A 14,088-nucleotide genomic window follows, 5' to 3' on the forward strand; every position below is an offset into this window, starting at 1 on the left:
AATGCAGGGGCGTCGCCAAGAGGCCCAAGGCACCAGGTTTTGATCCTGGCATTCGTAGGTTCGAATCCTACCGCCCCTGCCAATAGCGGCTGTGTCCGCGCCTTCCAGCGCATCGCCCGCGCGGGACGTGGAAACAACCGCGGTGTTGTCAGCAGCAGGGGTCCATCCGGGTCCTTGCCGCCCCCGGATCCCCGCCACTCGTCCCCGCCCGAGACAATCATGATGCAAGAGTCCCCGAACCTGCTGGTCTTTTCCGGCAACGCCAACAAACGTCTGGCGCAGAACATCTGCAAGGAACTGGGGGTTCGCCCGGGCAAGGCGCTGGTCTCGCACTTCTCCGATGGCGAAGTGCAGGTGGAGATCGAAGAGAACGTCCGCAAGCAGGACGTGTTCGTGATCCAGCCGACCTGCGCGCCGAGCGCGGAAAACCTGATGGAACTGCTGGTGCTGATCGACGCGCTCAAGCGCGCATCGGTGGCCAGCGTGACCGCGGTGGTGCCGTACTTCGGCTACTCGCGCCAGGATCGCCGCATGCGCTCCTCGCGCGTGCCGATCACCGCCAAGCTGGCGGCGAAGATGTTCAGCACCGCGGGCGCTGATCGCGTGCTGACCGTCGACCTGCACGCCGACCAGATCCAGGGCTTCTTCGATATTCCGGTGGACAACGTGTACGCGTCCCCGCTGCTGCTGGCCGACATCTGGCGCGCCTACGGCACCGAGAACCTGATCGTCGTCTCGCCGGACGTGGGCGGCGTGGTCCGCGCCCGTGCGGTGGCCAAGCGCCTGGATGACGCCGACCTGGCGATCATCGACAAGCGCCGCCCGCGCGCCAACGTCTCCACCGTGATGAACATCATCGGTGACGTCGAAGGCAAGACCTGCGTGATGGTCGATGACATCGTCGATACCGCCGGCACCCTGTGCGCCGCTGCCGCTGCCCTGAAGGCGCGCGGTGCGCTCAAGGTCGCCGCCTACTGCACCCACGCGGTGCTGTCGGGCCCGGCGGTGGACAACATCACCAATTCCCAGCTCGACGAGCTGGTGGTGACCGACACCATCCCGCTGAAGGACGCCGCGCGGGTGTGCAGCAAGATCCGCCAGCTGAGCGTGGCGGAGATGCTGGCCGAAACGATGCGCCGCATCGCCTTCGGCGAGTCGGTCAGCTCGCTGTACGTCGACTGAGTTTTTCGTCCCTGCCGGCAACGGCGGGGACATACCCCGGGTGCTTCTGGTCGCGGAAGCATCTTCAACCGCCACGCCGCAGGGCGCGGCAACAACCTGAGTAGTCGAAAATGTCGAAGACCCATGAAATCAAGGTCACCAAGCGTGAACTGCAGCGTAAGGGTGCGAGCCGCCGCCTGCGTCACGCCGGTGTGATCCCGGCCATCGTGTACGGCGGCAACGCCGAGCCGGTCGCCATCAGCCTGGACCACAACGAAATCTGGCTGGCCCAGCAGAACGAGTGGTTCTATGCCTCGATCCTGGACCTGAACCTGGACGGCCAGGTGCAGAAGGTCCTGCTGCGTGACATGCAGCGCCACCCGTACAAGCAGCTGATCATGCACCTGGACTTCCAGCGCGTGAACGAGAACGAAGCCCTGACCGCTTCGGTCCCGCTGCACTTCGTCAACGAAGACACCTCGCCGGCCGGCAAGGCTGCCGACGTCGTGGTCACCCACGAACTGAAGGAAGTGACCATCACCTGCCTGCCGAAGGACCTGCCGGAGTCGATCGAAGTCGACCTGGGTGAGCTGAAGGCCGGTGACGTGGTGTACCTGTCCGACATCAAGCTGCCGAAGGGCGTGGAAATCCCGGCCCTGGCGCTGGGCAAGGACCACGACGACGCCATCGTCACCGCCAAGGCCGGCAAGGCCGACGCGGCCGACGAAGAAGCGGCTGCCGCCGAGTAATACCGCTGCGGTGCCTGCCTCCGGGCAGGCACCGTACTGGAAGGAACCATGGCAGGACTGCGACTGATCGTCGGTCTGGGCAACCCCGGATCGGAACACGCCCGGACCCGGCACAATGCCGGGTTTCATTTCGTTGAGGCCCTGGCGGAAAAAGCCGGTGCGCGATGGAATGTGGACAGCAAGCTGTTCGGCGAGACCGCCAAGGTCGAGATCGCCGGGCAGACGGTGTGGCTGCTCAAGCCCGCCACCTTCATGAACCTCAGCGGCAAGTCGGTCACCGCCGCGCAGCGGTTCTGGAAGATCGAGCCGGAGGAAACCCTGCTGGCCCACGACGAACTGGACCTGCCGCCCGGCGCGGCACGGCTGAAGTTCGACGGTGGCCACGGTGGCCAGAACGGCCTGCGCGACACCATGCGCCTGCTCGGCCACGGCAAGTTCCATCGCCTGCGCGTGGGCATCGGCCATCCCGGCCACAAGGACCGCGTGGTGGGTTGGGTGCTGGGGCGCCCGTCGAAGGACGACGACGTGCTGATCGCACGCGCCATCGATGATGCGATCGACGTGATGCCGCTGGCGGTGCAGGGCGATTTCAACGAAGCGATGAAGCGGCTGCACACCCCGAAGTAAACCGCTTTGGGTAGGTGCCAACCTTGGTTGGCACACAATGATCGACACCGAGATGGATTGGCCAAGCAGCGCGCGCGCTGTTTCACCAATCACTTTCACCCCAGAGAGCTGTCACCCATGGGTATCAAATGCGGCATCGTCGGCCTGCCCAACGTCGGCAAGTCGACCCTGTTCAATGCGCTGACCAAGGCGGGTATCGCCGCGGCGAACTTCCCGTTCTGCACCATCGAGCCGAACGTCGGCATCGTGCCGGTACCGGATCCGCGCCTGAACGAGCTGGCGGGCATCATCAACCCGCAGAAGGTCATCCCGACCGCGGTCGAGTTCGTCGACATCGCCGGCCTGGTGGCCGGTGCCGCCAGCGGTGAAGGCCTGGGCAACAAGTTCCTGGCGCACATCCGCGAAGTCGATGCGATCACCCACGTGGTGCGCTGCTTCGAGCACGGTGACATCGTGCACGTGGCCGGCAAGGTCGATCCGATCTCGGACATCGAAACCATCGATACCGAGCTGGCGCTGGCCGACCTGGACAGCGTCGAGAAGGCGCTGAACCGTGCCGAGCGCGCCGCCAAGGGCGGTGACAAGGACGCCGCGGCGCGCAAGCCGGTGCTGGCCAAGCTGCAGGCGGCGCTGTCGGAGGGCAAGGCCGGTCGCTCGGCGGGCCTGGACGAGGAAGAGAAGGCGCTGGTGCGCGATCTGTTCCTGCTCACCCTGAAGCCGGTGATGTACATCGCCAACGTGCTGGAAGACGGTTTCGAGAACAACCCGCACCTGGAAGCCGTGCGCGCGCATGCCGCCGCCGAGGGCGCGCAGGTGGTGCCGGTGTCGGCCGCGATCGAAGAAGAGCTGTCCCAGCTCGACGACGAGGACCGCGATACCTTCCTGGCCGACCTGGGCCTGAGCGAGCCGGGTTTGAACCGCGTGATCAACGCGGCCTACAGCCTGCTCGGCCTGCAGACCTACTTCACCGCTGGCGTGAAGGAAGTCCGTGCGTGGACCGTGCGCAAGGGCGCCACTGCCCCGCAGGCCGCCGCGGTCATCCACACCGACTTCGAGAAGGGTTTCATCCGCGCCGAAACCATCGCGTATGACGACTTCATCAAGTACAAGGGCGAAGCCGGCGCCAAGGAAGCCGGTCGACTGCGCCTGGAAGGCAAGGAATACCGCGTGCAGGAAGGCGACATCCTGCACTTCCGCTTCAACGTCTGATCCAGCGGCATCGGATCGACCCCGGACGCCCCGCCTTGTGCGGGGCGTCTGCGTTTCTGGCGATGGACAAAAAATCACCACGCTGCGAAACGCTTGCGGCGTGACGTTCGCCGGCACTTGTCCACAGCAAACTCCCATCGCTTTCCACGCCGCATGTGGAAAACCGCGCAGCTCCCCTGTAGCGCCGAGCCCACGCTCGGCTTAGGGGGGGGGCATCAGCCGAGCGTGGGCCCGGCTCTGCCAGGGTTGCCCGTGCAATGTGGACAAATTTTCACCACGCTTCGAAACGCCTGCGGTGCAATGCTCGCACCCACTTGTCCACACCAAGTTCCCATCGCTTTCCACGCGTGGTGTGGAAAACAACTGGAGGCGTGGGCAAAAAATCACCACGCCAGGAAATGCCTGCACCGCAACGCTCGAACCCACTTGTCCACACCAAGTTCCCATCACTTTCCACGCGTTGTGTGGAAAACCCTGGTGACCCGCTCTGGTTGCCGCTCACCTTGGTGGGCGCACGGCGAAACAGTGCCGGTGGGCATCTACCAGAGCCGCAAACAACAAGGCCCGCCAATGGCGGGCCTCGTCGTCCACGTGCTGCAAGGCGGCGCGCCTTACAGTGCGCTGCCACCGAACTTGTGGGTGTACTGCAGGTTGATCGTGCGGCCGACACTGTCGAACCAGGACACGTCGTAGTACGGGTAAGCGGTGTACGTACGGTCCTTCGGCGGCATCTTGTTGAACACATTGACCACCGACAGCGACAGGCGCGAGTGATCGTCGAAGCGGTACTGCAGCGAGGCGTTGTAGCGATAGGTCGCCGTCACGTACGGGCTGTCGCCGCTATCCCAGTCGAACACCTGGTCGTAGCTGTCCGAGGTCGGCAGCTTGCCCAGGCGCGAGCCGTACACCGTTGCCGACCACGCATCCTTCTCCCAGGTCACGCTCAGGCTGGTCTTGGTGCGCGGAATGTCGAAGCCACTGTTGACCGCGAACTGGTCTTCGGTGCGGTCGCCGGGGTAGCGCTGGAAATCATGCTTCTTCACCCAGGTGTGCGTGCCGTTGAAGATGAAATCGCCGATGCCCGTCTGCAGGCGATAGCGCAGGCCGACGTCGATGCCGGAGGTGGATTCGCGGGCGACGTTGATCGGCTCCACGTGCACGCCATACAGGCGTCCGTCGTTGCTGCGGGTGATGCGGGCGAGCGCGTCCACGCAGGTCGGCGAATTGATGTCGGCGCTGCCCAGGCGGCAGTTTGCTTCGTTGGCCAGGAGCGTGCGCACGTCCATGTCCTGCACCTGGTTGCGCATGTCGATGTCGAACCAGTCCACCGACAGGTCCAGGCCGATCGCCGGCGACCAGACGATGCCGGCGCTCCACGAGGTGCTGGTTTCCGGGTCGAGCTGGCGGTTGCCGGTGCGACTGCGGATCAGGTTGCGCTCGTAATCGGAACAGTCGCTGGCTTCCTCAAGGCGGCAGGTGTACAGATCCTCGGCGCTGGTCTCGTCGTTGCCCGGTCCGGCAAACACATAGTGCAGGTCCGGTGCACGGAATGCGGTGCCGTAGGAGCCGCGCACCAGCAGGGTATCGATCGGGCGCCATTCCAGGCCGCCGCTCCAGGTCGCCTTGCCGATGCTGTGTCCGGAATAGCGGTACTGGTCGTAGCGGCCCGCCATGCTCAGGTTGACCGTGTCGTGCAGCGGCATGCGCAGCTCCGCAGCCGTCGCCCAGCGGTTGCGCGAACCCTTGCCGTCCGAATCCTTCCAGCTGTAGTAGTAGTACCCGGTCGCCAGCGGATCGGGGTTCAGCGAATAGGCCTGCTGGCCCACTTCCACGGTCGCGGCAAACCCGGCGTCGCCCCCCGGCAGAGCGAACAGGGCCGAGTTGGTCAGGGTGAAGGCGGCGGTCTCCGTGCGCGACTTAGGAGTGTAGGTGGTACGCGCGGCGATCGAGTCGTACTCGGCGCGGGTCATTGGACGGTACAGCCGTGACGGATCGGCGTTGTAGACCGGGAAACCGTCGTCATCCACGCCCAGCTGCGGGCCGAGGAACAGGTCGTTGGCCTTGGCGGCAATGATCTGTGCCCAGCTGATGCGCGACCGGTACTGCGAATGGCTCAACGCCGCTTCGTAATCCCAGTTGCCAATCAGGTTGCCCTTGAAGCCGGTGGTCACGCTGAAGGTCTTCTGAGTGCTGCGCACCATGGCGTTGCGCAGGCCGCCCATTTCCTCGGGCGAGAACTGGCGCTGCCAGAACTCGATCTCGCCAGTGGCTTCGTTGTTGAAGTAGCCCGACTCATCACCGTTGGCATCCATGCGGCCCCACTGGGTGACGTCGCGCATCAGCGACATCGTGTGGTAGCCGAGCTGCACGTCGGCGAACCATTGCTCGCCATTGTCGAAGTCGTAGCTCAGCGACGCGTAGCCGTTGGCACCGCGGCGCTTGCTGAGGATGGTGCCGTAGCCGATCGAGCTGTCGCTGCCGCAGTAGTAGCCGTACTTCGGGCGGTAGGCACGATAGGTGCTGCCCTGGTTCTGGCCGGACAGCGCTTCGCAGGTGGCGGCGCCCGGGTCCAGGTAGTCATCGTTGTAGTCGGTGCGCAGATAGGCACGGCGTGCGATGCGCGAACCTTCGGTGGGGCCATCCTGGGTCGAGTCCTGGATGTCACGGTCATAGGCCCACAGCGGGGTCTGCGACTGCAGCTCGACGCTGTACACGGCGTTGAAGTTGCCACGGCTGAAACCGCTGGCCAGGCTCATGTCGAACGATTCGCCGCCGCCTTCGGTGGTGGTGCCCATGCGCATGTCGATCGTGGTGCCGTCGGCCTTCTTCTTCAGGATGAAGTTGACCACGCCGGCGATCGCGTCCGAGCCGTAGATGGCCGAGGCGCTGCCGGTCAGCACTTCGATGCGCTCGATCATGCCCAGCGGGATGTTGGAGACATCGGTGAAGTTGCTGCGGCCCTTGAACGGCATCGGGAAATCGGCAATGCGCCGGCCATTGACCAGCACCAGCGTGTGGTTCGGGCCCAGGCCGCGCAGGTCCACCTGCTGGGCGCCCGGCGAGAAGTCGGCGCCACTGGAAGACTGCTGGCTCTGCGTCTCACCGCCGTTCTGGGTCATTGCACGCAGTACGTCCGGCACGCTGGTGAAGCCACTGGAGCGGATCTGCTCGGCATTGATCACCGTGATCGGAGCGGGGCCTTCCACCTGGGCGCGCGGAATGCGCGAGCCGGTGACCTGCACCGCGTCCAGTTGTTGCACCGGAGAGGAAACCGGTGCCTGGGCCGCCGCAGAAGCAGCCACGCCCATCAACGCCAGCTGGATCGACCACGCCATCGCCTGTCTACGCATGAGGAATTCTCGGAAATGAAGCCGGCCCGCAGAGGAGGGGCCCTGTCCGCCATTCAGACTTCCGGAATGGGCGCGCGCATTTAACGCCTTTTTCATGTCCTTGACTACTGGGCCCCTATCTGGCAAAGAGTGAAAACGCTTGCAAGTCGATTTTGTTCAGGGAGATCAAGATGCGACGCCTCGACCGGACCCTGCCTGGCCCCTTCGCCTGGCTGGCGCTGCTGGTGCTGGCCTGGCCATTGGCCGCGCCCGCGCAGGACCTGCAGGGCCCCGGCTTCGCCTATTACGAAATCGGCGATCTGGAATCCCCGCGTCCCGGTCCGCGCGCGCCCGCCATGATGCTGATGGGCGGTGGCGAGTGGGTGCCGGAGGCCTTCCAGTGGTGGCTGAAGCAGGCCGGCAATGGCCGTGTGCTGATTCTGCGCGCCTCCGGTGGCGACGAACTGCAGGACCGCCTGTACCGCGAGATCGGCGGCACTACCGCAGTGCAGACCCTGGTCTTCGACAGCCGCCGCGGTGCCGATGATCCGGCGGTGCTGCGCGTGGTCGCCGCGGCCGATGCCATCTTCATTGCCGGCGGCGACCAGTCCCGCTATATCCGCTTCTGGAAGGGCACCGCACTCAACCGTGCACTCAACGCCCATGTGCGCGCCGGCAAGCCGATTGCCGGTACCAGCGCTGGCTTGGCCATCCTCGGCGGCTATGCCTATGGCGCCATGGATGGCGGCAGCATCACCTCGGCCGGTGCGCTGGCCGACCCGATGGGCAGTGCCGTGACCCTGGACAGCGGCTTCCTGCAGATGCCCTACCTGCAGCGCGTGGTCACCGACACCCATTTCGACAAGCGTGACCGGCTCGGTCGCCTGATCGTGTTCGTGGCACGTGCCGCCCAGGACAGCGGCGACCCTGATATCGTCGGCATCGGCGTCGATGAGGACACCGCCCTGTGCGTTGAGCCCGATGGCCGGGCCCAGGTCTACAGCGCAGATGGCGAAGGCAAGGTCTGGGTGGTCAGCCCCGGCCGCGACGCCGACCGCCTGGTGGAGGGCGAGCCGCTGCGCTTCCATGCGGTGCCGGTGACGGTGGTCGCCAGCGGCAGCCGCATGCGGCTGGATGATTTCCAGGCCGAGGCCGATTACCAGGCCGTGGCCGACGTCAGCGACGGCGAGATTGAGTTCACGCTTCGGTAGTACCGGCCGCTGGCCGGCAACCCACCTTCCTGATGCGACCGGTGCCGGCCCGCGGCCGGCACTACCGGTGCAATCCTTTCACTACACCTGCTGGAGATGTACCCGATGAAACTGCGCCTGGTGCTGTCCGCGCTGCTGTCCCTGCCGTTGCTTGCCCAGGCCGCCCCGGCCGCCTCGCCGTTGCTGGTCATCCACGGCGGCGCCGGTGTCGAGCGCAAGGACCTGTCGCCGGCTGAAGAGAAGGCTGCGCGCGACGCCTTGCGCGCGGCGCTGCTGAAGGGCCATGCCGAACTGGCGGCCGGTCGCCCGGCGCTTGCAGCCGTCACTGCGGCAATCACCGTGCTGGAGGACGATCCGACCTTCAACGCCGGCAAGGGCGCGGTGTTCACCCATGACGGCCACAACGAACTGGATGCCGCAGTGATGGATGGCGCCACCCTGGCTGCAGGTGCGGTGGCCGGCGTGCAGCGGGTGCGCAACCCGATCCTGCTGGCCCAGGCCGTGATGCAGAAGTCCAGGCACGTGATGATGGTCGGGCACGGTGCCGAGGCATTCGCGGTGGAGCAGGGCATCGGCCTTGTCGATCCATCCTACTTCCGTACCGACAAGCGCTGGCAGCAACTGCAGCGCGCATTGAAGGAAGAGGCCAGTGGCCAGGCGCACGCCGACCTGGAGACCGCAAGGCACTTCGGCACGGTGGGCGCGGTTGCCCTGGATGCGCAGGGGCAGCTTGCCGCCGGCACCTCCACCGGTGGCATGACCAACAAGCGCTATGGCCGTGTGGGTGATTCGCCGATCATCGGCGCCGGTACCTGGGCCGACGCGGGCTGCGCGGTATCGGGCACCGGCTGGGGCGAGTACTACATCCGGACTGCGGCCGCGCACGAGATCTGTGCGCGCATGCGCTACCAGCGGCAGACGCCGGAGCAGGCCGGCAAGGGCGTGATCAACGAGATGATTCCGAAGATGGGCGGCGACGGCGGCGCGATCGTGCTTGCCGCAGACGGAAAAATGGCCATGCCGTTCAACACCCAGGGCATGTATCGGGGTTGGATCGGCGCCGATGGCGTCCCCCATGTCGCAATTTTCGCCAGCGATACCCTGCCGGTCCCTGGGCAATAACCTTGCGTATCAATGGGTTTGCGACAACGTGTGAAAAAGATGGAAAAAAGCGTTGACAGCCCCCCGCCTGATCAGCAGAATAAGCGGCTCACCACCACACACCGCAACGCTTCGGCGGCAACGGGTTGGGGTGGTAAGGAGGGATACCCAAGCGGCCAACGGGGGCAGACTGTAAATCTGCTGGCTTACGCCTTCGGTGGTTCGAATCCACCTCCCTCCACCAGTTTCACGTTGTGACATTCCCGGCGCGGGAGTAGTTCAATGGTAGAACCTCAGCCTTCCAAGCTGATGGTGCGGGTTCGATTCCCGTCTCCCGCTCCATTGAATGAACTTTGAATATTATCGAGTTCATGTCATAATGCAAAACTCGGCTCACGTAGCTCAGTCGGTAGAGCACTTCCTTGGTAAGGAAGAGGTCGAAGGTTCGATTCCTTTCGTGAGCACCATCTTAAGCATCACCTCTCAGACGAATTCGAGATAAGCAGCCATGGCCAAGGGTAAGTTCGAGCGCACCAAGCCGCACGTCAACGTCGGCACCATCGGTCACGTCGACCACGGCAAGACCACGCTGACCGCCGCACTGACCAAGATCGGTGCCGAGCGCTTCGGTGGCGAGTTCAAGGACTACTCCTCGATCGACGCCGCGCCGGAAGAAAAGGCGCGTGGCATCACGATCTCGACCGCGCACGTCGAATACGAATCCCCGACCCGTCACTACGCCCACGTTGACTGCCCGGGCCACGCTGACTACGTCAAGAACATGATCACCGGTGCCGCCCAGATGGACGGCGCGATCCTGGTGTGCTCGGCCGCTGACGGCCCGATGCCGCAGACCCGTGAGCACATCCTGCTGTCGCGCCAGGTCGGCGTGCCGTACATCGTCGTGTTCCTGAACAAGGCCGACATGGTGGACGACGCCGAGCTGCTCGAGCTGGTCGAGATGGAAGTGCGCGAGCTGCTGAGCAAGTACGAGTTCCCGGGCGACGACACCCCGATCATCGCCGGTTCGGCCCGTCTGGCGCTGGAAGGCGACCAGAGCGACATCGGCGTGCCGGCCATCCTGAAGCTGGTCGACGCGCTGGACAGCTGGATTCCGGAGCCGGAGCGTGCGATCGACAAGCCGTTCCTGATGCCGGTGGAAGACGTGTTCTCGATCTCGGGCCGCGGCACCGTGGTGACCGGTCGTATCGAGCGCGGCGTGATCAAGGTTGGCGACGAAATCGAAATCGTCGGCATCCGTCCGGTGCAGAAGACCACCGTGACCGGCGTTGAGATGTTCCGCAAGCTGCTGGACCAGGGTCAGGCAGGCGACAACGCTGGCCTGCTGCTGCGCGGCACCAAGCGTGACGACGTCGAGCGTGGCCAGGTGCTGGCCAAGCCGGGCACGATCAAGCCGCACACCAAGTTCGAAGGCGAAGTGTACGTCCTGTCGAAGGATGAGGGCGGTCGCCACACCCCGTTCTTCAACGGCTACCGTCCGCAGTTCTACTTCCGCACCACCGACATCACTGGCGCCGCCAAGCTGCCGGAAGGCGTCGAAATGGTGATGCCGGGTGACAACGTCAAGATGGAAGTCACCCTGATCAACCCGGTGGCCATGGACGAAGGCCTGCGCTTCGCCATCCGCGAAGGCGGTCGTACCGTCGGCGCCGGCGTGGTCTCGAAGATCATCGAGTAAGCCTGCAGTACCGGTGGTTGCATAGCGCCGCCGGTTACGCGAATGGCGGGCCGGGAACCTCGGTCCGCCTTCGCCGTCTAAGGGAAGGCAAGTTTTCAACGTACGCCAGTAGCTCAATTGGCAGAGCAGCGGTCTCCAAAACCGCAGGTTGGGGGTTCGAGTCCCTCCTGGCGTGCCATCTGCCCACCTTATCCAGCGGCCTGGGCCGCTAAAGCAGACACAGCCGGATGAATAGCAAGATCGAACACTCCAAGGACAACTCCGCCAACGGTGGAGATATCGTCAAGTATGTCGCCGCATCGCTGCTGGTGCTGGCCGGTCTGTTCGTCTGGTTCTGGTTCTCCGCCGACTCCGGTCGCGCCGCCCAGCTGGGTGCGTGGGCGGGTCAGCTGCGTGCATTGGCGGTCGTGGTCGGTCTGGTTGGCGGTATCGGCGTGTTCATGCTGACCGGCAAGGGGCGCGACACCCGCGAATTCCTCTCCGAGTCGCGCTTCGAACTGCGCAAGGTGGTCTGGCCGACGCGCCAGGAAGCCGTCCGCATGACCTGGGTCGTGATCGTCGTGGTGCTCATCCTCAGTCTTCTGCTGGGTGGCTTCGACTTCCTGATCCAGAAACTGACTCAGTGGTTCCTGAGCCGCTAAGGAGAATTGCATGAAGCGTTGGTACGTCGTTCACGCCTATTCGGGCTTCGAGAAGTCGGTGGCGCAGGCTCTGCGCGATCGCATCGTCCGTGACGGCATGGAAGAGCGCTTCGGCGACGTCCTGGTCCCGACCGAGGAAGTGGTCGAGATGCGCGCCGGCCAGAAGCGCCGTTCCGAGCGCAAGTTCTTCCCGGGTTACGTGCTGGTCCAGATCGAGACCCACGAGGAAGCCGGCATTCCGCGCATCGACAACGAAAGCTGGCATCTGGTCAAGGAAACCCCGCGGGTCATGGGCTTCATCGGCGGCACCGCCGATCGTCCGCTGCCGATCGCCGATTCCGAGGCCGAAGCCATCCTGAATCGCGTTCAGGAAGGTGTCGAGAAGCCGCGTCCGAAGGTGCTGTTCGAGCCGGGCCAGATGGTCCGCGTCACTGACGGTCCGTTCAACGATTTCAATGGCGTCGTCGAAGAAGTCAACTACGAGAAGAGCCGTCTGCGCGTCTCGGTGCTGATCTTCGGTCGTGCCACTCCGGTCGAGCTCGAGTTCGGCCAGGTCGAAAAGGCCGTCTGACCTGTCCTGTCGAGTCGAGCCATGCTCGACTCCGGGGTCTGGATGGTGTGGTAGTCGGGCATGGCTCGACTCTCCAAAGGGAACCGGGCCTGGCCCGGTTCCGTTCGTTTACCTGCCGCTTCAGGCATGTGAAGAAAAAACCTGTTATAGTGCGCGGCTCCCCGCTGGGGAAGCCAGCAGGACGAGGCCGCCGCAAGGTGGCCTTCAGCATGATTTCAAAACGCGATGCCGGGACGCGTGATTCCCGGTCCGATGGGGAGCCTGTTGTCGAAAGGCGCTAGCACCCGGAGAGCACTCACATGGCAAAGAAAGTTGTCGGTTACATCAAGCTGCAGGTGAAGGCCGGTCAGGCCAACCCCTCGCCGCCGGTCGGTCCTGCGCTGGGTCAGCGTGGCCTGAACATCATGGAATTCTGCAAGGCGTTCAACGCTGCCACGCAGAAGCTCGAGCCGGGTCTGCCGGTTCCGGTGATCATCACGGCCTACTCGGACCGTACGTTCACCTTCATCACCAAGAGCACCCCGGCTACCACCCTGCTGAAGAAGGCCGCTGGCATCTCGTCGGGCTCCAAGCGCCCGAACACCGAGAAGGTCGGCAAGGTCACCCGTAAGCAGCTGGAAGAGATCGCCAAGGCGAAGGAACCGGATCTGACTGCCGCCGACCTGGACGCCGCCGTGCGTACCATCGCTGGCTCTGCCCGTTCCATGGGCCTCGTGGTGGAGGGTTAATAAGATGGCACAGACCAAGCGTGAGAAGGCCATCAAGGCCGCCGTCGTTCCGGGCAAGGCATACGCCTTCGAGGACGCGATCAACATCCTGAAGACCGCCACCAAGGCCAAGTTCGTCGAGTCGATCGACGTCGCCGTGCGCCTGGGCGTCGATGCGAAGAAGTCCGACCAGCAGGTCCGTGGCTCCACCGTGCTGCCGGCCGGTACCGGCAAGTCGGTCCGCGTCGCCGTGTTCGCTCCGGCCGGTGCCAAGGCTGACGAAGCCCTGGCTGCTGGCGCCGACGCCGTCGGTATGGATGACCTGGCCGAGAAGATGCAGGCCGGCGATCTGAACTACGACGTCGTCATCGCGACCCCGGACGCCATGCGCGTCGTCGGTAAGCTGGGCACCGTGCTGGGCCCGCGCGGCCTGATGCCGAACCCGAAGGTCGGCACCGTTTCCCCGAACCCGGGTGAAGCCGTGAAGAACGCCAAGTCGGGTCAGGTCCGTTACCGCACCGACAAGGCCGGCATCATCCACTGCACCATCGGCAAGGCCGACTTCGCCGAAGACGCGCTGAAGTCGAACCTGACCGCGCTGCTGCTGGACCTGATCAAGGCCAAGCCGGCCACCTCGAAGGGCACCTACCTGCAGAAGGTTTCGGTCAGCTCGACGATGGGCCCGGGCGTCACCGTCGACCAGTCGTCGCTGACCCTGAAGTAATTGTTTCAAGCGGTCACGGTGCCCCGGGTGCCGTGACCGTGACATTTGAAGGCATCGCTGGCAGTGCATCGCCCGCGGTAGCCGTCAAAGACCGCAGGCGCGGTCGTGGCAATACCGGCGACGGGCATGGAAGCTCGATCTGGCAAGGAGTCGCCGCCGGAGCAGTCAGGAGCGCTTAATCGATTCCCCGGAATCACCCTGCGTAGATGGTGCCCTTCTGGAGTTTTTCTGGTTCACGCACGTCTGGGTTTCCCAGGTTGGCCCACTCCAGGTCTAGAACGGCCCACCCCCGGAACATCATCCCGATGTTCCCGGCGTCCAGGATGGATGCCGCACAGGACCGCACACGGCAGGAGCCG

The 14,088-nt window shown here is 64.6% G+C and carries 12 protein-coding genes and 5 tRNA genes; 16 read left to right on the top strand and 1 reads right to left on the bottom strand.

Translation table 11 applies throughout. From position 1 onward, the window contains the following. The first annotated feature begins 5 nt into the window (after positions 1–5). The 5 genes from ROV93_RS11855 to ychF all read left to right on the top strand — a co-directional run bounded on the left by ROV93_RS11855 (position 6) and on the right by ychF (position 3,746). Positions 6–82 (top strand) — tRNA-Gln (locus ROV93_RS11855). 140 nt (positions 83–222) lie between these two features. Next, positions 223–1,182, top strand: a complete 960-nt coding sequence (locus ROV93_RS11860) for a ribose-phosphate diphosphokinase (RefSeq protein ID WP_005415400.1) — start codon at positions 223–225, stop codon at positions 1,180–1,182. Between the two features lie 110 nt (positions 1,183–1,292). Next, a complete protein-coding gene (locus ROV93_RS11865; protein WP_005415401.1) occupies positions 1,293–1,910 on the top strand; it encodes a 50S ribosomal protein L25/general stress protein Ctc in 618 nt (205 codons plus the stop codon). Positions 1,911–1,958: 48 nt separating this feature from the next. Next, positions 1,959–2,537 carry an aminoacyl-tRNA hydrolase gene (gene pth, locus ROV93_RS11870; protein WP_072167917.1) on the top strand — a complete coding sequence of 193 codons (579 nt, stop codon included), beginning with the start codon at positions 1,959–1,961 and terminating at the stop codon, positions 2,535–2,537. Between the two features lie 117 nt (positions 2,538–2,654). After that, positions 2,655–3,746: a redox-regulated ATPase YchF gene (gene ychF, locus ROV93_RS11875; protein WP_005415403.1), complete on the top strand. Its 1,092-nt coding sequence runs from the start codon at positions 2,655–2,657 to the stop codon at positions 3,744–3,746. A gap of 611 nt (positions 3,747–4,357) precedes the next feature. Here the strand turns inward: ychF and ROV93_RS11880 are convergent. Then, positions 4,358–7,096, bottom strand: a complete 2,739-nt coding sequence (locus tag ROV93_RS11880) for a TonB-dependent receptor (RefSeq protein ID WP_072167918.1) — start codon at positions 7,094–7,096, stop codon at positions 4,358–4,360. 170 nt (positions 7,097–7,266) lie between these two features. Here ROV93_RS11880 and ROV93_RS11885 point away from each other — a divergent pair, with 170 nt between their 5' ends. From ROV93_RS11885 to rplA, 11 genes are all read left to right on the top strand, one after another. Next, positions 7,267–8,286 carry a cyanophycinase gene (locus ROV93_RS11885; protein WP_005415405.1) on the top strand — a complete coding sequence of 340 codons (1,020 nt, stop codon included), beginning with the start codon at positions 7,267–7,269 and terminating at the stop codon, positions 8,284–8,286. A gap of 105 nt (positions 8,287–8,391) precedes the next feature. Continuing rightward, positions 8,392–9,408 carry an isoaspartyl peptidase/L-asparaginase gene (locus ROV93_RS11890; RefSeq protein ID WP_072167919.1) on the top strand — a complete coding sequence of 339 codons (1,017 nt, stop codon included), beginning with the start codon at positions 8,392–8,394 and terminating at the stop codon, positions 9,406–9,408. 137 nt (positions 9,409–9,545) lie between these two features. Further along, positions 9,546–9,631: transfer RNA gene (locus ROV93_RS11895), tRNA-Tyr, on the top strand. A gap of 24 nt (positions 9,632–9,655) precedes the next feature. Next, positions 9,656–9,729, top strand: a tRNA-Gly gene (locus tag ROV93_RS11900). A gap of 49 nt (positions 9,730–9,778) precedes the next feature. Continuing rightward, positions 9,779–9,854, top strand: a tRNA-Thr gene (locus ROV93_RS11905). A gap of 41 nt (positions 9,855–9,895) precedes the next feature. Beyond that, entirely contained in the window at positions 9,896–11,086 is a 1,191-nt protein-coding gene (tuf, locus tag ROV93_RS11910; RefSeq protein WP_065178958.1) for an elongation factor Tu, read from the top strand. 102 nt (positions 11,087–11,188) lie between these two features. Beyond that, positions 11,189–11,264: transfer RNA gene (locus ROV93_RS11915), tRNA-Trp, on the top strand. Between the two features lie 49 nt (positions 11,265–11,313). Beyond that, positions 11,314–11,727, top strand: coding sequence for a preprotein translocase subunit SecE (gene secE, locus ROV93_RS11920; protein WP_004145202.1), 414 nt, complete (start codon positions 11,314–11,316; stop codon positions 11,725–11,727). A 10-nt stretch (positions 11,728–11,737) separates the two neighbouring features. After that, the gene (gene nusG / locus ROV93_RS11925; RefSeq protein WP_004154362.1) at positions 11,738–12,298 is read left to right on the top strand and encodes a transcription termination/antitermination protein NusG; all 561 of its coding nucleotides are present in this window, start codon (positions 11,738–11,740) and stop codon (positions 12,296–12,298) included. Positions 12,299–12,597: 299 nt separating this feature from the next. Further along, positions 12,598–13,026: a 50S ribosomal protein L11 gene (gene rplK, locus ROV93_RS11930; RefSeq protein ID WP_004145248.1), complete on the top strand. Its 429-nt coding sequence runs from the start codon at positions 12,598–12,600 to the stop codon at positions 13,024–13,026. A 4-nt stretch (positions 13,027–13,030) separates the two neighbouring features. Further along, on the top strand, positions 13,031–13,729 hold the full coding sequence (gene rplA / locus ROV93_RS11935; protein ID WP_005415407.1) for a 50S ribosomal protein L1: 699 nt from the start codon (positions 13,031–13,033) through the stop codon (positions 13,727–13,729). The last annotated feature ends 359 nt before the right edge of the window (positions 13,730–14,088 follow it).

This window comes from Stenotrophomonas maltophilia group sp. msm4 (assembly GCF_032025605.1).
Classification (GTDB): Bacteria; Pseudomonadota; Gammaproteobacteria; order Xanthomonadales; family Xanthomonadaceae; genus Stenotrophomonas; species Stenotrophomonas sepilia.

Bases quoted from the DNA above. Each gene is read 5' to 3' on its own strand.
- ROV93_RS11860 (WP_005415400.1), top strand. From the start codon at position 223: ATGCAAGAGTCCCCGAACCTGCTGGTCTTTTCCGGCAACGCCAACAAA.
- ROV93_RS11865 (WP_005415401.1), top strand. From the start codon at position 1,293: ATGTCGAAGACCCATGAAATCAAGGTCACCAAGCGTGAACTGCAGCGT.
- pth (WP_072167917.1), top strand. From the start codon at position 1,959: ATGGCAGGACTGCGACTGATCGTCGGTCTGGGCAACCCCGGATCGGAA.
- ychF (WP_005415403.1), top strand. From the start codon at position 2,655: ATGGGTATCAAATGCGGCATCGTCGGCCTGCCCAACGTCGGCAAGTCG.
- ROV93_RS11880 (WP_072167918.1), bottom strand. From the start codon at position 7,096: ATGCGTAGACAGGCGATGGCGTGGTCGATCCAGCTGGCGTTGATGGGC.
- ROV93_RS11885 (WP_005415405.1), top strand. From the start codon at position 7,267: ATGCGACGCCTCGACCGGACCCTGCCTGGCCCCTTCGCCTGGCTGGCG.
- ROV93_RS11890 (WP_072167919.1), top strand. From the start codon at position 8,392: ATGAAACTGCGCCTGGTGCTGTCCGCGCTGCTGTCCCTGCCGTTGCTT.
- tuf (WP_065178958.1), top strand. From the start codon at position 9,896: ATGGCCAAGGGTAAGTTCGAGCGCACCAAGCCGCACGTCAACGTCGGC.
- secE (WP_004145202.1), top strand. From the start codon at position 11,314: ATGAATAGCAAGATCGAACACTCCAAGGACAACTCCGCCAACGGTGGA.
- nusG (WP_004154362.1), top strand. From the start codon at position 11,738: ATGAAGCGTTGGTACGTCGTTCACGCCTATTCGGGCTTCGAGAAGTCG.
- rplK (WP_004145248.1), top strand. From the start codon at position 12,598: ATGGCAAAGAAAGTTGTCGGTTACATCAAGCTGCAGGTGAAGGCCGGT.
- rplA (WP_005415407.1), top strand. From the start codon at position 13,031: ATGGCACAGACCAAGCGTGAGAAGGCCATCAAGGCCGCCGTCGTTCCG.